Source organism: Streptomyces sp. NPDC006335 (assembly GCF_040612795.1).
Lineage (GTDB): Bacteria > Actinomycetota > Actinomycetes > Streptomycetales > Streptomycetaceae > Streptomyces.
This window is the reverse complement of the sequence record NZ_JBEXQX010000021.1, coordinates 34,554-57,313: the sequence shown is the minus strand read 5'-3', so window position 1 is coordinate 57,313 and position 22,760 is coordinate 34,554. Positions and strand designations below refer to the sequence as shown.

The 22,760-nt window shown below is 70.1% G+C and carries 16 protein-coding genes and 4 pseudogenes; 13 read left to right on the top strand and 7 right to left on the bottom strand.

Translation table 11 applies throughout. From position 1 onward, the window contains the following. The first annotated feature begins 8 nt into the window (after positions 1-8). Together ABZ098_RS38190 and ABZ098_RS38185 are read left to right on the top strand one after the other, a co-directional pair. Positions 9-296: a transposase gene (locus ABZ098_RS38190; protein WP_356598438.1), complete on the top strand. Its 288-nt coding sequence runs from the start codon at positions 9-11 to the stop codon at positions 294-296. A gap of 330 nt (positions 297-626) precedes the next feature. Then, positions 627-908 (top strand): annotated as a pseudogene (locus ABZ098_RS38185) (IS5/IS1182 family transposase); the annotation flags it as partial. A gap of 88 nt (positions 909-996) precedes the next feature. On the opposite strand, the gene ABZ098_RS38180 reads toward ABZ098_RS38185, so the two are convergent. Next, positions 997-1,428, bottom strand: a complete 432-nt coding sequence (locus ABZ098_RS38180) for a spore-associated protein (RefSeq protein ID WP_356598585.1) — start codon at positions 1,426-1,428, stop codon at positions 997-999. A 302-nt stretch (positions 1,429-1,730) separates the two neighbouring features. Next, positions 1,731-1,838 (bottom strand): annotated as a pseudogene (locus ABZ098_RS38175) (IS5/IS1182 family transposase); the annotation flags it as partial. Between the two features lie 192 nt (positions 1,839-2,030). Here ABZ098_RS38175 and ABZ098_RS38170 point away from each other — a divergent pair. Continuing rightward, on the top strand, positions 2,031-2,729 hold the full coding sequence (locus ABZ098_RS38170; RefSeq protein ID WP_356598436.1) for an SMI1/KNR4 family protein: 699 nt from the start codon (positions 2,031-2,033) through the stop codon (positions 2,727-2,729). A 752-nt stretch (positions 2,730-3,481) separates the two neighbouring features. On the opposite strand, the gene ABZ098_RS38165 is transcribed toward ABZ098_RS38170, so the two are convergent. Next, on the bottom strand, positions 3,482-4,417 hold the full coding sequence (locus tag ABZ098_RS38165; RefSeq protein ID WP_356598434.1) for a LysR family transcriptional regulator: 936 nt from the start codon (positions 4,415-4,417) through the stop codon (positions 3,482-3,484). 138 nt (positions 4,418-4,555) lie between these two features. Between ABZ098_RS38165 and ABZ098_RS38160 the strand changes: the two genes are divergently transcribed. The 6 genes from ABZ098_RS38160 (at position 4,556) to ABZ098_RS38135 (ending at position 16,199) form a co-directional block, all read left to right on the top strand. Next, positions 4,556-5,800, top strand: a complete 1,245-nt coding sequence (locus ABZ098_RS38160) for an MFS transporter (RefSeq protein WP_356598432.1) — start codon at positions 4,556-4,558, stop codon at positions 5,798-5,800. Between the two features lie 1,514 nt (positions 5,801-7,314). Then, the gene (locus ABZ098_RS38155) at positions 7,315-9,075 is read left to right on the top strand and encodes a S8 family serine peptidase (protein WP_356598583.1); all 1,761 of its coding nucleotides are present in this window, start codon (positions 7,315-7,317) and stop codon (positions 9,073-9,075) included. Positions 9,076-10,162: 1,087 nt separating this feature from the next. Further along, on the top strand, positions 10,163-10,936 hold the full coding sequence (locus ABZ098_RS38150) for a peptidase inhibitor family I36 protein (protein ID WP_356598430.1): 774 nt from the start codon (positions 10,163-10,165) through the stop codon (positions 10,934-10,936). A 2-nt stretch (positions 10,937-10,938) separates the two neighbouring features. Further along, positions 10,939-12,417: a phosphodiester glycosidase family protein gene (locus ABZ098_RS38145; protein ID WP_356598428.1), complete on the top strand. Its 1,479-nt coding sequence runs from the start codon at positions 10,939-10,941 to the stop codon at positions 12,415-12,417. 654 nt (positions 12,418-13,071) lie between these two features. Further along, positions 13,072-14,148 (top strand): protein TolB, encoded by a 1,077-nt coding sequence (locus ABZ098_RS38140; RefSeq protein ID WP_356598426.1) that lies wholly within the window; start codon positions 13,072-13,074, stop codon positions 14,146-14,148. After that, a complete protein-coding gene (locus tag ABZ098_RS38135; RefSeq protein WP_356598424.1) occupies positions 14,133-16,199 on the top strand; it encodes a hypothetical protein in 2,067 nt (688 codons plus the stop codon). Before ABZ098_RS38140 ends, ABZ098_RS38135 begins: the two co-directional genes overlap by 16 nt. A gap of 49 nt (positions 16,200-16,248) precedes the next feature. Here the strand turns inward: ABZ098_RS38135 and ABZ098_RS38130 are convergent. Further along, positions 16,249-16,396 (bottom strand): annotated as a pseudogene (locus ABZ098_RS38130) (lipase family protein); the annotation flags it as partial. 154 nt (positions 16,397-16,550) lie between these two features. Here ABZ098_RS38130 and ABZ098_RS38125 point away from each other — a divergent pair. Together ABZ098_RS38125 and ABZ098_RS38120 are read left to right on the top strand one after the other, a co-directional pair. Next, positions 16,551-17,267: a DUF4232 domain-containing protein gene (locus ABZ098_RS38125; RefSeq protein ID WP_356598422.1), complete on the top strand. Its 717-nt coding sequence runs from the start codon at positions 16,551-16,553 to the stop codon at positions 17,265-17,267. A 339-nt stretch (positions 17,268-17,606) separates the two neighbouring features. After that, entirely contained in the window at positions 17,607-18,188 is a 582-nt protein-coding gene (locus ABZ098_RS38120) for a snapalysin family zinc-dependent metalloprotease (protein WP_356598420.1), read from the top strand. 81 nt (positions 18,189-18,269) lie between these two features. Here the strand turns inward: ABZ098_RS38120 and ABZ098_RS38115 are convergent. After that, a pseudogene (locus ABZ098_RS38115) lies at positions 18,270-18,511 on the bottom strand (hypothetical protein); the annotation flags it as partial. 270 nt (positions 18,512-18,781) lie between these two features. On the opposite strand from ABZ098_RS38115, the gene ABZ098_RS38110 reads away from it, so the two are divergent. Continuing rightward, a complete protein-coding gene (locus tag ABZ098_RS38110; RefSeq protein WP_356598419.1) occupies positions 18,782-19,057 on the top strand; it encodes a DUF3253 domain-containing protein in 276 nt (91 codons plus the stop codon). Between the two features lie 309 nt (positions 19,058-19,366). On the opposite strand, the gene ABZ098_RS38105 is transcribed toward ABZ098_RS38110, so the two are convergent. Together ABZ098_RS38105 and ABZ098_RS38100 are read right to left on the bottom strand one after the other, a co-directional pair. Continuing rightward, positions 19,367-19,963, bottom strand: a complete 597-nt coding sequence (locus ABZ098_RS38105) for a hypothetical protein (RefSeq protein WP_356598417.1) — start codon at positions 19,961-19,963, stop codon at positions 19,367-19,369. 514 nt (positions 19,964-20,477) lie between these two features. Beyond that, the gene (locus ABZ098_RS38100; RefSeq protein ID WP_356598415.1) at positions 20,478-21,617 is read right to left on the bottom strand and encodes a helix-turn-helix domain-containing protein; all 1,140 of its coding nucleotides are present in this window, start codon (positions 21,615-21,617) and stop codon (positions 20,478-20,480) included. 87 nt (positions 21,618-21,704) lie between these two features. Between ABZ098_RS38100 and ABZ098_RS38095 the strand changes: the two genes are divergently transcribed. Then, the gene (locus ABZ098_RS38095) at positions 21,705-22,760 is read left to right on the top strand and encodes a ferredoxin reductase (RefSeq protein ID WP_356598413.1); all 1,056 of its coding nucleotides are present in this window, start codon (positions 21,705-21,707) and stop codon (positions 22,758-22,760) included.

The window sequence follows — 22,760 nt, the reverse complement described above, 5'->3', positions numbered from 1 at the left end:
GGCTCTTGGTGGGCTGGGTGGATGGATCTCGTAGTCGTGCGGGCAGGACGTTCGTATGGTGCGGCGATCACGGGCTCACGGACGCGCATTGGCGGAAGATCGAGTCTCTTTTTGCCTGGGAACGGCGGGCCTGGCGGGCAGTGGGCCGAGCACTGGAAGGTCGTCAACGGGTGCTGTTCCGGGCCCGGACCGGGCTCCCCTGGCCTGATCTGCCGGAACGGTACGGGCCCTGGCAGACCGTCTACGAGCGTCATCGCCGGTGGTCGGCCGACGGCACCTGGCAGTCCATCCTGTAAGAACTGCAGATCGAAGCGGATGCCGGCGACCCGGACGAAACCCACGCCCACGAAGTCTCCCGCCAGGAGCGGGCGGTCAACATCGACTCGACCTCCTGCCGGGCCCATCAGCATGCGGCCGGGGCGCCCCGCGAGGCTCCGGCAGACCACCCACAAAAGAGGGCGGAACGCGCGAGGAGGCAGATGGACGTGAGGCATCGGGGCGTTCGCGGGGCGGGCTGACCAGCAAGGTCCATCTGCTCTCCGAACGACCGGGCCCGCCCTGCACTGGCTGACTTCACCCGGCCAGCGTGGTGACAGCCCGATGTTCGCGCCGGTGCTGGACGGCTTATGCATCCGGCGCCATGGACCAGGCCGCCCGCGCAGTCGGCCGGACCGGGTCCGCGGGGCGACAAGACCTACTCGAGCCGCCGCAACCGGGCCTACCTGCGCAGGCGCGGCATCAAAGCCACCATCGCTCAGCCCGACGACCAGCGGGCCCACCGCACGAACCGCGGACGCTGCGGTGGCAGGCCCCCGGCCTTCAGCAAGACCCAGGACCGCCGCCGCAACGCCGTTGAGCGGTGCGTGAACAAGTGGAAGCAGTTCCGTACGGTGGCCACCCGCTACGACAAGCGCGACTACATCTTCAACGAAACCCTGACCGTCACGGCGATCGTCATCTGGCTCCGAGACACCGTCCAGAGCCATCAGAAGCGCCCTAGTCGGTCAGCGGTGCGCAGTGCACGTTGTTCGCTCCGCCGCTCTGGCCCGAGATCCGTCCCCAGTAGCTCACGCAGTGTCCGGGGTGGCCGATGTACACCGGGCCGGCGTAAGTCGTGTAGTTACCGTCGTCGAACTCGGGGTCGACGTCCTGGGCGTCCGTGATCGCTGCCAGCATGGACACGGCGGTGCCGGGACGGGCGCGCACGGTGACCACGCAGTCCTGTCCGGTCGACGGGTTGTACGTCAGGTAGACCGTGCCCGCCGTACCGACCGGCGCCGAGTCGACCACCGCGTATCCTGCTCCGCAGACACCGTTGTACTTTGCCAGGGGCGTCGCCGCCCCTGCCTGCGGTGCGACGGCCCCCATGGCACCGACCACGGCGGCTGTGACCGCTCCGGCTGCTGCGACACGCTGAATGATGTTCATGTGAATCCCCCGTTTCGTCGACTGCTCCAACAGCTTGTCGACCTCGAAGGGTTTGACCGTCGTCACCGCACCAGCGTTGTAGGCCATCGCCACCGGTTACGGAACCCGGACACGGAGCGAACGGGTCCGTGGCCGTCTCACGAGAGACGTTGGTAGAGAGCCGTACCTCTTCATTCGCCATCCTGCGGGAAATATCCGCTGCAGAACTGGCGGACGCAGAGGTCGCGGCGCCGCTGCGCCGCGTGCGGCAGGCAGCGCCCCCGTGCGCCGGCCGCAGGGGCCAGGTAGATCGTGGCTGTCATCTCGTAACGGGTGGCGAGGCCGTGCCACTGCTTGAGGCGGTTGATGCGCCGCTCGACGGTGTTGCGGTACTTGTAGGTCTCGCGGTCGAAGCCCAACCGCCTGCCCCCCTGGCTGACGCCTCAACGGCGGTGTGCCTGCCGGTCGGCCAGGACCGGAAGCGCGGCCCTGCTGTCGGAGCGGCCGGTGTACCACTCGGACCATGGCCGGCTTGCGCACAGAGGCGAGAAGGTTCGGCCCAGGCAATCAGAGGGGGCATGTTGAACTCACAGGGCCTTCACCCGGGGGGAGGGAACGCCCGAGTGCACGAGACCCCTCCCCGCTCGCCCTCCACACCCGAGAAAGACGTGATGATGCCTGATGACGCTGGCGAGGATGCAAGGCTGTTTGAGGACGCGATGCAGGCGCGGCAGATCAAAGAAGCGTGGCAGCGGATCGAAACGTGGCTTCGCCGCCATGCTCCTGCTACGCAGGCCGCGCTCAGGCCGGGTGCGTCAGAGGATGAGATGGCCGCGCTGGAAGAGTCCATCGGCGTTCGGGCCCCTGCGGAGTTGCGGGCGCTGTGGCGTCTGCGCGCGGGAAGCTGGGACGTTCCGGCGGCAGGGCTGTTCCCTGATCAAGGTTGGGCGTTGCTGGACTTGGACACGGTGGCACGGTCGTACAAGTGGCACATGAACAACCAACGCAGGCAGGCACGCCGCGACACGGAGACGCTGGTATGGAAGCCTTCCTGGTTGCCGTTCTGCTCGTGGAGTGCCACCGACCTGAGTCATGGGAGGTTCGTCGATGCTGAGACGGGAGAGACCGGCGGATGGGACGACACCGCCGTACGCACGGTCGAAGATACGTCGCTGACGATGGTGGTTGAGGAGAGCGCCGACAAGTTGGAGTACCCACAGCTGGCCACCGGCTACAAGCCGGGGCTGATCCGCGGCGCCCTGGTATGGGGCCCGCCGGACAGCGAGGATGAGGCGGCCCTCTGGGAGCCATGGACCGGCTGAGACCACAACAGCCCAAGGGGCCGGACGTGTACAGGTGGGGTCCGCGTTCGCGCAGTGCTCGAAGCCGGGGTTGAAGACGAGGAAGCCGTCACCGTCCAGCAGGCGCCACTTCGCGGGGTTCAGGTCGCTGAAGGCTCCCTAGTGCTGGGCCAAGTTGCTCCCGGCGCGCTCGAACCGCTCCCTACCGCTGGGTTCCCTTGCTGGCAGTCCGGGTGCGAGTGCGGATCCTGAAGGCGGCTGCGGGGGTGCCCATGTTGTCCGTGCAGAGCTGAGCAGATCTTGTTGCGGCTGTCGGCGCTCGTCCACGGGGTGCCGATCGTGGGGTCGGTGATGGTGGTGTGCGGGCCGAGGTACTGAAGGAGCGAGTCCCACTTCTTCGATCCGGCAACGGCAGCAAGCAGCCGGGCGCCGGCACGGCGAGGATGTTGTCGCAGCGCAGGGCGAGTTCCTGCCCGCTGTCGATACCGCTGCTGCCGAAGTCGGCCTGGCAGCCAGGGAGTTGCTTGCGTTCACGCTCGCGTTGTTCGACCAACCACGATCGAACTGTTCCTTGCCAGTGCCGGTGCACGGTTACCTCGGTACCCCAACGGCTGTGGTAGCCAGCCCGCGGGGGTTGAGGTCCAAGTGCGCGCCGTTGGTGGTGTTGGCGCCGCGCCGTCACCCACCCATTGGATGGGGACGACGTCGCAGACCCACACCAGGAGTCGACGTTCCACTTCAACGTGACTGGGGCGCGCGCGGGCGCGGGACGCTCAGCGTGTAGTCACCCAGTCCGGCGTCCAAGTCTCGACCGCGTCGTGTCCAACGGCTGTGGCGGCGAGGTGGGCCCTCAGCGTGGCCAGTGCCGGGTGGGGGTTGTCGCGGTGCCACAGGAGCGAGTGCGGGTAGACGGGCGTCGGGTCGGTCACCGGGATGCGGCGCAGGCCATGGTCGGCGGGCCAGATGAGCCGGGTGTGCTCACCCATGAAGGTGGCCAGGGCCGGGGTGTCGGCGATGGTGTCGAGGAGCGCGTCGGAGCCGAAGTTGGGGCCGGTCACCTCGATGGTGAGGCCGAACTCGGCGACGAGGTCGTCGTAGTAGGCGCCCCACTCGGTACCAGGGGCGATGCCGGGCATCCAGATCCGGTGCCCGGCAAGCTGGGCCACGGTCACCGACCGGGCGTCCGCGAGTGCGTGGGCGGGGCCGGTGAGGAGTTGTAGCGGCTCGTCGAGCACCCGGACGGACTCGATGTCCTCGGGAAGGGGTCGGCCGGGCGCGGCGACGGCGCGGAAGGACGCGTCGATCGCACCGGAGCGAATGGCGGTGACGGCGGTCTCGATGTCGAACAGCATCAGCACGTCGAGGTCGATCTCGGGGTGTGCGCGGTGGAAACCGCGCATCAGGCTCGACTGAGCGCTGCGCGAGGCGATCACGTCGACGCGTAGCGGACGGCGGCCGGGGCGCACGGACGCGCCTGCGCGCTCGGCGACGCGCAGCAGCTCGCGTGCGTGGGGCAGGAACGCCTGACCATCGATGGTGAGCTCAGCGCCGCGTGCGGCACGGGTGAACAACCGTACGCCGAGGGTACGTTCCAGCGCGGCGATGCGTTTGGAGACGGCCTGCTGGGTGATCGACAGGTCGGCGGCGGCTTTCTGGAACTGGCCCGCTTCCGCGACGGCGACGAAGGTGCGTACTGCTTCGAGATCCACGCCGACCCACCTTAGTGAACAACTGGAAGTTGTGGATTGCTGGCAGGTCAGTTGTTTGACCTGCTGCTGTCCTGCCCGCTTACCTCTCATCGGTCAACGTCATTTTGTTCATGGGACCTCGAGGGGAGTGCGCTGAACATGGTGGGCAGGAGACGGTTGGGCCGGCAGTTCGGCTGGCTCTGGGCGTCGTATGCGGTGAGCGCATACGGGTCCGGGCTGGGGTTCGGGGCCTTGCCGCTGATCGCCGTGCTGGTGCTGCATGCCGGACCCGCTGAGGTGTCCGCCCTGTCGGCGGTGGGGCCCGCGGTGGGTGCGCTGATCGCGGTGCCGCTCGCGCCGTGGGTCGAGTTCCGTCGCAAGCGCCCGGTCATGATCATGATGGACCTGGCCCGGTGTGCGGCCATGGCGACGATCCCCGTCGCCTACGCCTTCGGATGGCTCGGTTTCGTCCAGCTGCTCGTGGTCTCGGCCGTGGTCGCCGCAGCCAAGATCGCCTTCAACGCGGCCAGCGGCGCCTACCTCAAGGCCCTCGTCCGACCGGATGACCTGCTCGTCGCCAACGCCCGGTTCGAGTCCACGAACTGGAGCTCCATCGCGGTGGGGCCACCACTGGGCGGGGCGGCCATCGGCCTGTTCGGGCCGGTCACCACCGTGGTGGCCGACGCGCTCAGCTACCTGCTCTCCGCGCTGGGCATCACCGCGATCCGCGGTCAGGAGGAAGCGCCGCGAACAACCGACAAGAGCCCGCTCCGGGCAGGCGCACTGCTCGACGGCTGGCGACACATCATGGGCCACCCCGGTCTGCGGCCGCTCTACCTCAACCAGATGCTCGTCGCCGGTCTGATCATGGCAACCGAGCCGCTGCTGGCCGTGCTCCTGCTTCGCCAACTCGGGTTCCCTCCCTGGCAGTACGCCCTCGCCTTCGCCGCCCCCTGCCTCGGCGGACTCATCGGCTCCCGGCTGGCCCGCCGCGTCGTGGCTCGCTTCGGCAGGCACTGGGTCTTCCGGACCGTCGGCACCCTGCGCGCCGTCTGGCTGATCGGTCTGGCCTTCGTCCGCCCCGGTGTCGTAGGCCTCGTCACGGTCATGGCCGTCGAGCTGGCGATCATCATCAACATGAGCCTGTACAGCCCGGTGCTCGCCACCTACCGGCTCGAACACACTCCCAAGCATCTCGTCGCCCGCACCCTCTCGGCTTGGTCGATCGGCCAGCAGGCGTCCATCGCCGTCCTCACCGCGCTCGCCGGGCTGCTCGCCGACGTCACCAGCCCACGCACCGCTCTCATGGTCGCAGGACTGCTCATCCTGACCACACCGCTCCTGCTTCCCCGACAGAACCAGACGGCGCAGCACGAGCCGGAACTGTCCCGCAGCCAGTCATGAGACACCGCAACTCACCATTGAAGCCCGCAGCCCGCAGCCCGCAGCCCTCAGCCGGTCCGCCGGTGCGCGTCCACGTCGGCCAGGCGCCCCATCAGCAAGGACAACATCGCGTGAGCACTCCCCCCTCCCCCGCGCTCGACTCCGCGCACACCGCTCTTCTCGTCATTGACTACCAACCCGCGATCCCGGCCTCTGTGTCCGAAGGCGAGGACCGGGCGACCAGGTCGCGGGCTGCGAGGACGCCGAGCCCGACGGCATCCGGCACTCGGCGGAGAGCTGGACGACAATGTCGTTTGGCCCGCTGGGGCCCGTGACCTCCCTGCCGCCGTGCCCATGCAGCCGCCGCTGCTGACCAACAGATGACCGGCGCGGCTGTCGGGACAGGCTTCGCAATGCGCCTCGGATGGGCGACGCCGACGTGATGCATGACGATCTGCTCCGTGCTGCCGAACAGGCGCATCAGCCGGAGCGGGTCGGCGCTTTGGGCCGCCTCGTTGAGGATGGCGGTCCTGACACAGGCCTCAGTGTCAGACCACGGGGAAGGGCTCCGCTCAGCATGCCCGCCGGTGGCGGTAGGCCGTCCAGTACGCGGCAAGTCGGCGAGTGAGCTCTCCAGGTAGAGGGTGCGCCGCAGCAGGCCGCGCCGTACTCCGAGGGTGCCGCGGGATAGATCGAGGCCCATGGTGTGCGGGGTCTGGATCTCCCTTCCGGGCGAGCCCAGGAGCCGGACACAGCGGGAGCAACGTCGTCGACCAGATGCAGACTGCCGTGAATGGCGTGCCATGGGCGGCCCGCGCGACCGACGCCGAGGGCCACGCGGGCCTCGTGGGCGCTCGTGGGCGCTCGTCCAGTTGACAACGAGGCGATGAACCCGATCATGCGGCGTGAGATGACGGCGCTGCTCGGGCCTGCCGCGTGTCCAGCACGCCCGAGCTTGGTCGAGTTCGGCAAGCAGACGGCATCGCCGTGGGCCCCGTCCGCGACATCCGCATGCTGGACAAGTGAGCCTGCTCATGATCGAGTCGCGAGACGCCCGCCTGGCTGAAGAAGCTCTACGACGCCCCCGTCACGGCGCCCCAGTTGTTCGCCTTCACCTGGCACGGCAACGACCGAGGTGCGGAACGCCGCCCCCATACTCGGAGCTTCGACCGGCACGAGATGGGTAGTGCGTCACCGACGGCCACCAGGGCGCGGTCGGTGTCGGTCGCCGCGGGGGTCCGGCGCTCTGCTAGGGGCAGCATGGCCGGCACCAGGCCGGCGGCGTTCGCCAGGACGCGGTCGACGTCTCCGAGCTCTCGGTGGATCCCGGCGCCCGATGCCCGGAGTACACCTGTTTTCAGCCATGCCCCTCTAACGTCCCTGTGCTGAAAGGTACTTCCGTACAGGAGCATGCACCTGACATCTTGCACCCACCACTCGTTTCGTACGGCCCGGCCGGTGCCCTCAGCACGGCCGGGCCGTCTCCGGAGGACGCATTGATACCCCACAGATCCAGCCGCCCCAGACGCACGCTGGTGCTGGCGGCCACGCTCGGTGCCGCCCTCGCGTTCGGCGCCCCGGGCGCCCTCGCGGGCACGCTCCCCGTCGTCCCCTCCCCCGCGCCCGCCGCCAAGGCCCCCGCTCCGGCCGCCATGTCGGCATCCCAGAGTGCGACCTGGGTGGCCGGGACGCGCGCCTACCTCGTGATCACCGCCCCCGGTGACAGTTCGGCGGTCCGCTCGGCGATCACGGCCAACGGCGGCACCGTCTTCTCGAGCTTCGACGCCATCGGCGTGATCGTCGCCCACTCGGCGTCCAGCACATTCGCCGCCACCATGCGCGGCGTCGCCGGCGTGCAGCAGGTCGGCGCCACGCGCACCTCGGATGTTCCGGCCGACGCCTACAACCCGGCGCTCCCGCCCAACCCGTCCCAGTCCTCGACCGCGGCCGGCGAACCGGTCCGGGCCGACATGAGCCAGATCAAGGCCGACCAGGCCTGGGCTACGAACCCGGGCTCCGCCTCCGTCACGGTCGGCATCCTGGACACCGGTGTGGACGACCAACACCAGGACCTGGCGCCCAACTTCGACGCGGCCGACTCGGTCTCCTGCGCCTACGGCAAGCCCGACACCCGCGCCGGCGCGTGGCGGGACGTCGACACGCACGGCACCCACGTGGCGGGCACCGTCGCCGCGGCCAAGAACGGCAAGGGCGTCGTCGGCGTGGCACCCGGGGTGAAGATCGCCGCGGTCCGGGTCGCCGAGCCGGGCAACGCCTTCTTCTTCGCCGAGAACACCATCTGCGGCTTCGTCTGGGCCGGTGACCACGGCTTCAAGGTCACCAACAACAGCTATTACACGGACCCGTGGCAGTTCAACTGCCCGGACAACATCGACCAGGCCGCCATCATCGAGGGCGTCAAGCGCGCCCAGGAGTACGCCGAGGGCAAGGGCTCCCTCCAGATCGCCGCCGCGGGCAACGAGAACTACGACCTCGCCCACAAGACGACCGACTCCGCGAGCCCGAACGACTCGACGCCCATCACCCGCACCATCACCAACGCCTGCCTCGACATCCCGACCGAGCTGCCGGGCGTGGTCACGGTCGCGGCCAACGGCACGGGCGTCACCAAGGCCTCGTTCTCCAACTACGGTCAGGGCGTCATCGACGTCGCCGCGCCGGGCAGCAACGTGTACTCCACCGTCCCCGGCGGCGGCTACGGCAGCAAGAGCGGCACCTCGATGGCCACCCCGCACGTGGCCGGCGTGGCGGCACTCATCGCCAGCGCCAACCCGGGCATCACCCCGGCGCAGATCCGCACCAAGCTGGCCACCCAGGCCAACGACATCGCCTGCCCCTCGGACAGCCGCTGCACAGGCACGACGGCCAACAACGCCTTCTTCGGCGAGGGACAGGTCGACGCGCTCAAGGCCGTGGGGGCCACGCCGCCGCCCGGCAAGTACTTCGAGAACCTCGCGGACTTCGCCATCGCCGACAACGCGACCGTGGAGAGCCCTATCGTCGTCACCGGTGTGACCGGCAACGCCCCGGCCACCCTCAAGGTGGGTGTGGACCTCAAGCACACCTACATCGGTGACCTGAAGGTCGACCTGGTGGCGCCGGACGGCACCGTCTACACCCTGCACAACCGCGCCGGCGGCAGCGCCGACAACATCGCCCAGACCTACACCGTCAACGCCTCCTCGGAGATCGCGAACGGCACCTGGAAGCTGCGCGTCAACGACAACGCAGCCTCCGACACAGGCAAGATCGACGCCTGGAACCTGACCTTCTAGCGCAGGACCCGGCAACGCCCGCGCACAGCACGCACAGCGCCGACGACAGCTCCCCACCCGCAACCGCGGACAAGGCCAAGGCTGCGGCCTCTTCGGCCAGGGCTGTGAACTGCTGGGCGGCAAAAGGCACATGGACCCCGGCGGCGGTGCACTCCGCGGTCGGGGCCACCATGCCGGAGTCGTCCAGGAAGGCCTCGGACGACCTGTGGCCGGTGTCCGGCTCACTGTGCGCCTCCCTGAGAGCTGCAGGGCTGTGTCCGCCGGCTCGAGCGGCGGGCCCCGTCGCTCCCGCACTTGTGAGCAGCCTGAACACCAAGCGGTCGGGTTCCGTTGCCGAAGGCGGACGAAACGCGTGCCCCTGCTCGCACGAAGGCGGATGCGGGTGGAGATCGAGTTGACGAAGGCCATGGCCGCCGTGCGCAGCTAGCTGCTGGTGGCGCCGCGCAGGGCGCCGGCGAGGACCTGACGTTCAAGGCCAGCTCGGTGCAGCTGGAGTTCGCCGTCGAGCTGCGTGCGGATGCGAGGCCAAGGCGGGCTTCAAGGCATGGTGGTGATCTTCCGCGAGACAGTGAAGCGCCCCGAACTGCCCACGGACCGCGCGGACTTCGAGCGGCTCGCCCGCGCCCTCGCCGCCGCGCACCTCGAGCGCGCCGCTGACCTCCGGGAGCGTGACCAAGCGCTGCCGGCCGCGGTCGCCGCCCTCGATGCTCTCGCGGCCCCCGGGCGTACGGCAGACCGTGGTCTCGGGGAACATCCGTGCCGTGGCCGAGCTCAAGCTGCAGGTGTTCGGCCTGGACACCCCGGTCCTGCGGGAGTTGGGCGCTTGCGGGGAAGACCATGATGGGCGGGCCGGCTTCGTCCGCCTGTCCCTGGAGCGCGCACACGGCCACGGACGCGCCGATCGAGAACACCCCGGCGGACATCGAGGGCGCCCACGCCAACGGAGTGCGTGTGATCGCCGTAGCCACCGGCCGCAGCGACGAGCCCGCGCTCCGCGACGCCGGCGCAGATGTGGTCCTTCCAGCTCTCGGGATACCGAACTACTGGTCAAGCTTGTGCGCCACGACAAAGCCCGAGGCTAGAGTTCATGAACATGCACATGACCGAGAGTTGGATCGGCCGCCTGCCCGTCGCCGGGCTCGCCGCCGTTCTCCTGGCGGCCTTCCTGGTGTGGTCGCAGGCCGGACCGGCGCAGGCGGCGTACACCGACTGTCCGGCGAAGACGTTCTGCCTGTACACACAGGCCGGCGGCGAGGGCGAGATGGTCTCGCTCGCGCCGCAGAACGGGCCCGTGCTCGACTACGGCACGGTCGGGAGCCTGAAGGACCGGACCTTCCTGTCGTTCCGCAACAACACCGCCTCCTGGACGTGCCTCTACGACGACCCGTCGTACGGCGGGACCGACATCCAGGCCGTGCTGCCCGGGCACACCGGCGGCGACCTGGCCAAGGGCGCCGACGGGCTGCCGAAGGTGACGGTGGCCTCGCACAAGTTCGCCCCGTCGAAGTCGCTCTGCCGGACCGGGTTCGACCGCTGCGAGGCCGGCCGGGTGTGCATCTTCCAGGGCCCCAGCGGGCGCGGTGTCGGAGGCGTGGCGAGTCAGACCGATGTCCTTCCGGACGGCGTTCTGGGCAACAGGGACTATGGCGTGACCTGGGAGGACAAGCTGGTGTCCGTCGCGAACCGCTCGCACAAGGTCGCCTGCTTCTACCGGGATCCCGGATACTCCGGAACCTGGCAGGAAGGCGGCGTCGCGTACCGGGCGTTCGTCGTCCCGCCCGGCGAGGAGACGACCCTGCCCGCCGCTTACCAGTCGTCCGTCAGCTCCCACAAGCTCGCCGACGCGGAAGGGAAGTGCTGACCGTGAACCCCGCCACGCACTCCGCCGGCCGCTCAGGCATGCGCCGCGTCGCGGCTGTTTCCGTCGCCCTGGCGACACTGGCCCTGACCCAGAGCGCGGCGGTCGCCGACCCCGCCACCAACGACATTCATTCGGTCCTGGACAGCCTGAGCGCCCATCACCCCCCGATGGCGGACGGCATCGAGCGCACCACGTACTCCAGCGACTCCTCCGAGATCGTCGTCCGTGTGGCGGTCATCGACCCGGACCTGGGGGCGATATCCCTCGACAGCACAGTGGGCGCCGGGGTGAGCGTGAAGGAACCCACCACCGCGATGCTGGCCACCGTGGGCACCACCGCGAAGGACGCGCCCTACGTCGGTGTGAACGGCGGCTACTCCGTCTCCACCAAGGACGAGGACGACGCGACCGGAAAGAGCATCCCGGAGGAGCGGTCGGTCCCGATGGTGACCTCGGTCCAGGAGGACGTCGTGCAGGGCGCCGCCTGTCTGAAGGGGCAGAACTCCGTCGTCCTCCAGCACGGCCGGCCGCACTTCACCAAGATCACGACGACGCTGGGAATCACGTCCGACCAGAACACCGCGGACACCGCGGACGATGCCACGCGCGTGGTCGACGCCGTCAACCGGTACCCGGGCTGGATCCCGTTCTGCCCGCAGGAGGTCGGCGACAGGCCCCTCCCGTTCACGACCGACGCGAACGGCGAGGTCAAACGGCTCGACCAGTACGGCAATGTCATCAAGGGCGGTCCCTACTACCAGGACTACAGCGAGATCGTCGCCTTCACCCCGGCCTACGGCCAGAAGACGCCGGAGCCCCGGCACACACCCTTCGTGGCGGCGGACGACGCCGACGGTGTCGAGGTCGCCGTCGACGCGTCGGGCCGCGTCACAGCGGTGAAGTCGCCCCGCGGCGGAATGGCCATCCCGGCGGGGGGCATGGTGCTCCAGGGCATCGGTGACGACGCCCAGAGCGGGGGCGGGGCACAGTGGCTCAGGGACCACGCCATGGTGGGCGCGAAGCTCACGTACACGCAACGCGCCACGGACCTGGGCGTCGTCGAGGACCCGACCGACGACGTCGACCTGCCGCTCGACCCCGCCTACCCGTCGATCGACGTCGTCAACGGCACCCACGATCTGATGCGCAACGGCAAGGTCGTGGCCGAACCGGCCGACAACGTCGCGAACGACCCGCGCACCGCCATCGGCGCGGACGGCTGGGGACGCACCCTCCTGGTCACCGTCACCGCCAAGGACCAGGGCCTGCGCCGCGGTGTCCCGATCTACGACCTCGCGAAGATCATGGAGGACCTCGGCGCCGTCGACGCGCTCAACCTGGACGGCGGCGGCTCCACCACGTTCGTCGTCGACGGGCAGGTGAAGAACGTCCTCTCGGACCCGGGCGGCGTCGAACGGCCCGTCTACGACGCCGTGTACGCGGGACGCGGCGGACACGGCCTGCCGGCCGGCGGCAACTGACGCCTCCCGCCTGACGGTCGCTCCGGGACACCGCTCGGAGCGACCGCGCCGTCCTGGCGGGCTGTCACAAACCCCGCTCATTCCTGTCAGCGGTCGGCTCGGTTGGGCGCCGGTGCGTCAGCTCACCGGGGTGGGTAACTCGGTCTGCCTCGCGGTTCGGAGCAGTGTCGGCACGCCGGCTTGGAAGGAGTCGGCCTCCAACGGCCACGTGCGGTGTCCTGCCTGGACTGGCTGACCGAGGAGCCAACCCTCACCACCAGCATGCCCTGGACAGCCGACACGCTGGAGAACACGTTGCATGTGGATGTCCGAAGTGCGTGGCTTCCTGGTCATCACCGGGCCCGGGAGCGGCCACGTGTGCGTCCGCGGCGCCGAGGTCGCCATCGTGGCCGCCGTACGTCCGGAAGCCACCGCACGACCGACCGCCCGCCCCCGCCCCCGCCCCCGCCCCCGGGGAGATTCTCGGCCACATACGGGAGTTGACGAAGGCGAGTCTCCTCGCGGACGCGTGACCTTCCGTCCGGGTTGTACGCAACAAGAACGATTGACCCTGTGGTCGCTGGTGCGTTTGCCTCGAAGGGAGCCCTCGGCGCGGGGCCGGGGAGCCATGCGTCAACGGGACATACAAGGGGGAACATGTCCAAGGCTTCAGCCATGTCCGGCAGAGCTGTGCCCCTGTCCGGCAGAGCCACAGCCGTGTCCGGCGTCTCCTTAGGCACGGCGCTGCTGCTCGCGTTCACCGGAACGACCGCCGGTGCCGCGCAGCACGCGCCCAGGACGGAGCGGGTCAGCACCGCCGCCGACGGCACACAGGGCGACGGCGCCTCCAGTGCGGCCGTCACCACGCCGAACGGCCGCTACATCGCGTTCCGTTCGTCGGCCACCAACCTCGTGCCCGAGGGGGTCACCCACCCGGGCACCTACTCCTACATCCGTGACCTGACAACCGGGAAGGTCACCAAGATCGAGCAGGCGCTGAGCACGCCCCGGCTCAGCGCCGACGGCCGCTGGGCCACGTACACCGACTGGCCCAGCCGCACCATGAACGTCTTCCTCTCCGACTTGAGCACGGGCACCAGGATCCAGGTCGGGGCTCCCGGCGGCCGGGACGCCTCGGCGCAGCCGGACATCAGCGCGGACGGCCGCTACATCGCCTACCGGTGGCTCGGGCACCCGCAGTTCCCGACCCGCATCGACCTCTACGACCGACTGACCGGCGCCCGCGAGACCGTCAGCGCGGGCCCGCAGGACTCCACCCGGGACATGGACAAGCCGTCGATCAGCGGTGACGGCCGCCGGGTCGCCTACCAGGACAACGGCACCGGCGACGTGTGGGTCGCCGACCGCGCCACCGGCGCGCAGACCGAGGCCGACGACGGCACGCCCTCGACCGTGGTCCAGCTGAGCGCCAACGGCCGTGTCCTGGTGATGGATTCGGCCGACGGCTCCTACGTACGAGACCTGGGCACGGGCCGCGTCCAGCACTTTCCCGGTATCCGCGTCCTCGCCGTCAGCCCGGACGGGCGGCGGCTGTTGACGCGGGACGCGGACGCGAACCTGACCCTGCGCGACCTGGACGGCGGACGCGAGATTCCCGTCGGACACGGCAGCGCCACCGCGGGCTCGCTCTCCGCCCACGGCCGCTCGGTCGTGTACTCCACGGTGGACGCGGACGTCGTCCCCGGTGACACCAACGGCATGTACGACGTCTTCCAGTGGAGGTCAAGCTGATGTTCCGCGCCTCAAGAGCCGTGCTCGGCACGGCAGTCGCGATCGCGCTGGCCTGGACGCCGGCGGCCGCCGCACAGGACCGGGGTCCCCAGGGGCGCGACGAGCCCCGGACAGCGCGGGTGAGCACGGCCGCCGACGGCAGTCAGGCCGACGGGCCGTCGAGCGGAGCCTCGATCAGCGCCGACGGCCGCCAGGTCGCGTTCACGTCCACCGCGCCGAGCCTCGGCTGCGAACGCTTGTCGCCGTGCCTGTTCCTGAAGGACCTGACCGACGGCAGCCTCACCAGGATCGACCTGGGCAGCGGCCACACATACGACGCGCCGATGTCGAGCGCCGACGGGAGCCGGGTCGCCTACTCCGCCGGCACCCGCTCCCCGGCTCCTTACGTGTACGACAGGGCCACCGGCCGTTCGGAGCGGCTGTGGCCCGAAGCCCCGCCCGGCTTCGACGAGTCGGGCGGCGCCGAGTCGATCAGCCCCGACGGCACGCACGTGGCGTACACCCTCGGCAACCGCAACGGCGGCCAGACCGCGCGGCTGCTGTACGTCCGCGACACGCAGACCGGCACCGACGAGCTCATCTCACCCGCCGAGGAGGGCGACAAGAACGGGGCCTCGGTGAGCGGTGACGGCAATCGGGTCGCCTACTCGGTCCGGGGGCGTGCCGAGGGCGGCGACACGAACGACGTCTTCGTCCAGGACCGGGCGACGGGCGAGCGCATCCACGTCGGCGCGGACCTCGGTGTCGCCCATCTGATCCGGATCACGGCGGACGGCCGCCGGGTCCTCCTCAACGCCCAGTACGGTGTGTACGTCCACGACCTGAGCACGGGTCTGTCGCGACGGGTGACCGACGGAACCGCCTCCTCGGCCACGGCGGACGGCCGGTACGCCGTCGTCACGGGCGCGGACGGCATGCGGGTCCGTGACCTGCGGACGGGACTGCGAGGGGCCGTCCTCCCGTTGACCGCCCAGGTGATGGGCGACTCGCTGGCCGCCAAGGGGCGGGTGGTGGCGTTCAGTTCGACGGACTCCCACCTGGTGCCGGGCGACACCAACCGGCAGTTGGACGTGTTCGCCTTCTCGGGCGGCCTCAGGAAGAACCCGGCCCCGATGCCGTCCGTCACCGAACGGTTCGGCGGTCCGGCCGGGTCGTCCCACGACCCGGCGATGGGGGAGAACAAGCTCGTCACCTTCACCTCGGAGGAAGACGTGTTCATCAACGCACCCCTGCGCGTCGTCCCGGTCAACTCCGACAATGAGAGGCCGTCGTCGAAGAGCACCCCCTGCTACAGCGGACGCATGGTGGGATACGTGGTCCCGTCCGCCACCGACGGCGCCCCTGAGATCCACGTCCGCTACCGCGCCGTCGGCAAGGTCACCACCCTGGACTCCTACCAGGGCGTCCGCTTCACCTGGATGGGGCGGCCCCGGATCAGCCCCACCTGCCAGTGGATCACCTACGCGGCGACCCTGCCCGCCACCGACGCCGACCCGGACCCGCAGCCCCGCGTCTACCGCTTCAACATCGACGGCGGCACCACGGACGTGGTCAGCGCGCCCTCGGGCGGTCCGGCGGGCAACCCTGCCATCGACTACGACGGCCGGTACATCGCCTTCGAGCAGGGCAGCGACCTCTACATCCGTGACCTGGACACCGGCGTCCTCTCGAAGGTCGCGGACGGCGCCTCGGCCCCCTCCCTGAGCGCGAACGGCCGCACGATCGCCTTCCAGCAGGGCCGGTACGTCCAGGTCCGGGATCTCGACACCGGCACCACCACGGCTCGGGTCAGGGGCGCCCAGCCCTCGATCTCCGGGCACGGCACAGAGTTCGCGTACACCTCGGGCGGTTCCGTGTATCTGCTCGAACTCGCCACGGAGAAGCGGCAGTTGGTCAGCGTGGACCGCTGGGGCGGCCGCAACGACCTTCCGGCGGAGCACCCCTCCGTCAACGCCGACGGCACGGTCGTCGCGTTCGAGTCGGCCTCACCCGATCTGGTGGAAGGGGACACGAACGGGGTGACGGACATCTTCCTACGGACAGTGCGCTAACCGGCGACAACCACCACGAACAACAGGCGACACCACAACGGGGGACCGCCAGGGCTACGGCCGCGTAGGTGACGTTGCAGCCTTTACGGCACCAATCCAGGGCCAGTTGGCGGGCTCGGGCATGCGGAACGACGTCGTCTGGATGTCGGTGGCCACCCCCGAACCGGACCGGTCGGCTTGAGCGTCCCGATGCGCTGAGGATGGCCTGCGTTCCACAGTGGTTGTGGCCGGATTTCGTCACCGGTGGGTCACAGGTCGGAGTACGGGAGAACTGCCGGCTGCACGGTTCTGTCTGGTTCGACGGGGACGGCGAGGAGCCGTGTTCCGGACAACCGGGAGTCGGGGGACAGCATGCGGTATGTGAAGGCAGTGCGCGGTTCGGCGGTGGCGGTCGCCGTGGCTTCGGCGGCGCTGGCGGTGGCGGGATGTCAGCCCGGTGGGGGCGGCGCGGGCACCGATGACGGCGGCCCCACCCCGTCCGGCACCGTCAGCTCGGCGGCCTCCTCCTCCACGCCCGGCGCCCCGAAGCCCGGCAGCTCCGCCTCCGGTTCCTACACGCCCTCCGGTCCCTCGACGCCTTCCGCCTCCGTACCTCCGGCGTCCGCACCCGCTCCGGGCGGTTCCGCGGCGACCTGTTCCGCGGGCAGTCTGAAGGCGACCGCCCGTCAGTCCGCGGTGCGGCCTGACGGTACGGGGACCGGGGCGGCCGTCGTCGAGTTCACCAACGTGTCCGCACGGACCTGCGTGCTCACGGGGCACCCCACAGTGGCCGGCGCGGGGAACGGCTCTCCCGAGATGAACGTGCCGCTGACCGTCAAGCCGACGGGAGCCGCGGCGTCGGTGAAGGTGGCCCCCGGCGGCAAGGCGTGGGTGAAGCTGACGTTCGTGCAGGTGCAGGGAGAAGCCGACGGGTACTGCGTGTCCGGTTCGGCGCCCGTGGTGTATCCCACGATGGTCGTCCGGCTTCCGGAGTCCGGGGCGCACCAGGTGGCCCTGGACGACGGGCAGTTCGCCGAGTGCGACGACACCGTGACCGTCACCGCCGTATCGGCAGTTCGGCCTTCTTGACCTATCCAGGGCAACACCGGTGCTCGCGGCGAGACGATGTCGAACAGAGCGACGCCGGTTCCTGGCGCCCCGCACGCAGAACGTCATCGCCCCTGGGCGGTCTCGCAGGCACAGCGGGTGGCCTTCGAAGAGCGGCCAGGCAACTTCTGCGGGCAACTCGATTCTGACGGATATTCACCATGGCAGGTACATGACGGGCAGTGGTTGCAGGGCATAGCATCGCAACGCCCCGGAGGGGCGGTCGACGGTGCTTCCGGCCCCCACCGGACAGCCCGTGCCGCTCCTTCGCGTACCCGGCCCCGCCGGGGCCGGATTCCCCCCACGGATGAAGGAGCAGCAATGCCCCTCGGCACTTGGCTCAAGGCAGGTAGTTCCGCCGCAGCGCTCGTTCTCGCCATGGCGGGCGCCGCGACCGCCGCCCCCGCTCCCGCGGGTGAATCGTCCGCCTCGCAGGCGGCAGCGGTGACCCTTCGCTACGACGACAGCCGCGCCGCAGGCTGGGAGGCCGCGATCGCGGCCGGAGTCGCCTCGTGGAACGCGAACGTGAGCAACGTCCGTCTGGTGGAAGCAGCGCCCGGTACCGCGGCCGAGATCGTGATCGTCGCCACCACGGGCTGGCCGCAGGCCACGCTCGGCCCCGTTCGTCCAGGCCGTCAGGTCCGCGTCGAACTCGGCAGCCAGGCCGTGGGCCAGGGCTACAACAAGACCCGGATCGCCGCTCACGAGCTGGGGCACAGCCTCGGCCTGCCGGACACCAAGCCCGGCCCCTGCTCACAGCTGATGTCGGGGTCGAGCGCCGGCACGGCCTGCACCAACGCCACACCGAACGCCACCGAGCGCTCCCGCGTACAGTCCGCCTACGCAAGCGGAATCGCCGCGCTCGCGCCCACCGACGGCCGGATCCTCATCGACGCACCCTGACCGCACGGCACCAAGCCGACGCGCGTCCCGGGGATCTCGTCGAGATCCGCGGGACGCAGTGCAGGCGGCGCGGCCCAGTCGCCTGTCGCGGAAGTGACGCTTGATCTCTCCAACGACCGTCGGCGTCGCGTGCGTGGAGAGCTCCACGCCGCGCGCCGGAGTCGATCTGAGCGAGATCGTCCAGCGATCGCCGCGCTTGCCGGTGCCGGCGCGTGAGGTGCTCGACGAAAGGCAGAGGCATGCGGGCCCTAACCCCTTTGGTCGCGCAGCTCCGCGTGCTCCGGTCTGTCTTCCGGCAGCGTGCGCAGCACGACGAGCACCGCGGCAAACGGGGTGCGGGGGGAACGGCAGACGCGTCCGGGATCACCACCACTGGGTCAGTTCTCTCCCGTCTCGGTGCTCCAGCCGTCCTGGTCGCAAGCCTGTACCACTTGCTCGTGACGACCGTTCCGTCCGTGAACTGATGGGCGTTCCTGTCGACGGCCAGGTGCGTGTGGAGGATTCCGACCGCGTCGCCCTCATCGCACGGCCCTTCACAACGGAGGCGACGACTCGTCCTGCCGTTGCACAGGCCTTCCGGCACACTGGATCGCATGGAAGAGGCGGACCGGCAGCTCGGTCAACGGCTGGAGAAGGCCATCATGAGCCTGCTGGAGCGCCGTGCCGCCACCGCGTCGATCTGTCCGTCCGACGCGGCGCGCGAGGTCTACGAGGGTGACGACGACGGCTGGCGGGCCCTGATGGAACCGGCCCGCCGAGCGGCATGGCGGCTGGCGAACGACGGCGAGGTCGAGGTGACGCAGGGAGGCCGGCCCGTCGTGGAGACGGAGACGCGCGGACCCGTCCGTATTCGGCGCGCACGCCGGTAGCGGCGGCATGGCGCCTGCCCGGGGTGATCGCCTTCCGGCATCGTCGGCATCACCGCCCTGGCCTCCACGACCTCCACGTCATCGTGGTGAACCGTGGCCCATCTTTCCTGCCGCCGGCCGCTGACTGGAGCACGGCTGTTCCGCGGCGACCTGCCCGGTGAAGGGGCCGGACACTCTCCGGCCCGCTTCGAGCGGGAACACCAGCCGTCGGCAGGGTGCCACCTTATGAGGCTCCCGGGCCCTCCCGAGCCGGGCAATCCCCTCCCCCACGAAGCCGCCTCGGGCCGGGCGGCGACCATGGGGGCACTGTCACGGGGTGAAGACCTCGTCGAGGCGGTCGATGGCGCCGTCGGCACCCAGGTGGTAGGTGAAGACGAGCCCCGAGTGCGGGTGCGCCTCCAGCCAGTCGAGGAATTCCTGCACGCCGATGGGCTGGTTCTCGGTGCTCTCCACGATGGGGTTGGTCACGGTGACGTACGCGGCCTGGTCCATCGGGATGAATGTCTCCTTGCCGACCGTCTCGAAGGGCGCGCCGTCGGAGTCGGGCGATCCGCAACCCCAGTTGCCGTGCTTGACGATCAGGCTGAGTGATCCTCCTTCGGGGGTGTAGCGGTAGACCGCGATCTCGTCGGGGGAGATCGGCATCTTGTGGTCACAGCCGTCGTCGGCGCCACCCGCAGTGGGCGCGGTGACAACGGGAGACTTGGACGCTGCCGGAACCGCTTCGGGAGACTCGGCGGCGCTGCTCGAGCCCGAAGACGCCGTGGCGCCTGGCTTTTCGCTCGCCACGCCGGTGCCTGTCCCCGCGCCGCCGGTGGCCGCCGCCTTCGTCGGGCTCTTGTCGGCGCCCGAACTCGTCGCGTCGCCCTTGCCGTTGCACCCGGTGAGGACCATCACCCCGGCCACGCATGCTCCCAGTACGGCCGCCCGGACAACGCCCGGTCTGCGCCGGCTCTTCCTCGACGTCACGTTCATGATGCGTCCCCCCTGTTGTCCCAGTTCTCGGTGTGCCTCGACGGCTCGTCGCAGAGGACGACTTTCGGCCGCCGTCAGTTGCACGTCTGCGTGAGTTGTTCAAGCATCACCGCTCGTGCAACGGTCATCGGGCGTATCCCGCATGTCGTCTTCGCGTCTGGCCTTGGCCTGTTTTCGCCTGCTGACCCTAGCGTGACGGCGCGGTCGCGTGTCGCTCACCCGCAGGAGTGCGGTGCCTGGCCGACCACTCGCCACCCCCGCCGCCCTGACTTTCGCCGGGCTCCTCCGCGACGCTGCCGCGGTGCGTCACGGAGGAGCCCGGGGACCACATCCCGCGCTGTGCGCACCTACTGCGGTGTGAGCGCAGACAACAGCCCCGCCTGCCCGGCCCCGGCGGCCCCGGTCCCCCGCGCACAGATGCGGTCGTGGGCGCCCCCAGAACGCGTCAACTGCTCCGAAGACCGACCGCCAGCGTCAGTTCAAGGACCCGGTCCGGCGAGGCCAGATCCGGAAAGAGCTCCCGTATCTGTGCCATCCGGTACCGGACGGTCTGGGGGTGGATGAACAACGCCGCCGCCACCTCATCCCGTCTGCCCTGGTGCAGCAGCCACGCCCGCAACGTCTCCTCCAGCCGCCGCGCGGTCGCGTCGGGCAAGGTCCGCAGCGGTGCGAGGGCCCGTGCACGCAGGTCCGCGAACGCGTCCACGTCGGCGCTCAGCACCAGCTCGGCCAGGTGATCCTCGGTGTCACGGATGTCGGAGGAGAGGGAGCGCGCGCGTACGGCTCGTGCGTACGAGGCGGACACACGAGTCCATGGCCGGGCCGGGCCCACCACGGCGGTGCGATCGGTCAACTGCCGCAAGAGATGGGCCCGGTCGGCGTCGGGGACGAGCAGAACACCCAGGGCGTCCGGCAGGTCGTCGAGGACGAGGGTGCTCGGGTCGAGCACACGGTAGGCGGGCCGGGCCTGGGCGGCGGGCAGCAGGACCGCGGTCAGCGAAACCGGAGGCTGCCACCCGGCCCGTTGAGCGGAGACGAGCAGTACGTCCGGGCTCGCGCCGGCGAGGAGGTCGCGGGCGAGCTGTTCCAGGTGGCGCTCCTGGGCCCGGCCCTGGGCTGCCAGTTCGTCGGCGTGGCCTGCGGCACTCGCGGCGGACAGCTCGTCGATGTAGGCGAAGGTCAGTTCGGCGAACTTGGCGACCTCGGCGGCGGGCAGACCTGCGGGTACGGCGCCCGCTGCCAGGCATCGCCAGGCCACGCGGGCGCCGACGCGGTAGGCGCTGAGCAGCGCGTCCATCGAACGGCCGTCCCGGACCTCCCCGCGGCCCAGCTCATAGGCCGCGTCACCGGCGTCACCGCCCGTGGCGTTCCCGCTCGCCAGGTCCAGGTAATGCCCCAGGGCCGTGCGGACGGCTCGGCGGATGGTGCCGCCCATGCTGCCCGAGAGGGCGTTGGCGTAGGGAGGGACCTCGTCGATGATCGCCTGGACGACCTCGTCGGCGGTGGTCCTCAGCGCGGCCCGCAGTGCGGTGACCGTCTTGTCATCCAGAGCCAGTTCGCTGGCCCTTTGGATTGCATGGCTCATATTTTTGTTCCCTGCGAACAATTCAGCCGACCAGATTCACATCCTGCGGTCAGGACTTTACGCCCTGAGGCACAGCAAGCTGGAGTCATGACGAGTACAGCCCTCCGCAGCAGGGCGTGGAAACTGCTCGAGATGGTCACGACGCCGCTGCTGCCGTCGGACTACCTCGACCTGGTCAGCCCGCTGCGTGCGGGCGCTGACCTGCGGGGGCGCATCGAGGCCGTACACCCCGAGACGGGCGACGCCGCGACCGTCGTGATCAGACCGGGGCGGGGCTGGCGCGGCCACACGGCCGGTCAGTACGTGCGGATCGGGGTCGACGTCGACGGGGTGCGCCTGTGGCGTGCCTACTCCATCACCTCGCCGACGGACCGCCGGGACGGCCGCGTCACGATCACCGTGAAGGCGATCCCGGACGGCAAGGTCAGCAACCACCTGGTCCGCAGGGCGAAGCCGGGCACCCTGATCCAGCTCGACCAGCCGACCGGTGACTTCGTGCTGCCGCGGGCCAAGCCCGCCAAGGTGCTCTACCTGACGGCCGGCAGCGGCATCACGCCCGTGATGGGCATGCTGCGCGACACCGTGTTCGACGACGTCGTCATGGTCCACTGCGCGCCGCGGCCGCAAGACGTGATCTTCCGCAACGAACTGCACGACCTGGTCGCGGACGCCAAGCTGCGACTCACCGAGGTGCACACCGACACCGACGGCATGCTCGACATCGCCCGCCTCGACGAACTCGTGCCCGACTGGGCCGAGCGCGAGACCTGGGCCTGCGGGCCCGCGGGCCTGCTCGACGCCGCCGAAAAGCACTGGAGCGAACACGGCGTACCGGAGCGTCTGCACACCGAACGCTTCCGCCCCAGCATCGTCGTCACCGGCGACGGCGGCGAGGTCACCTTCAACACCACCGGCAAGACCGTCGACGCGGACGGCGCCACGCCGTTGCTGGACGTCGGCGAGGAGGCGGGCGTGCTCATGCCGTCGGGGTGCCGCATGGGCATCTGCTTCGGCTGTGTCACCCCGCTCAAGGCGGGCGCCGTCCGCGACCTGCGCACCGGCGAGATCACCGAGGCCGAACCGGGCGTCCTCATCCAGACCTGCGTGTCCGCCGCGGCGGGCCCCTGCGACATCGAACGGTAG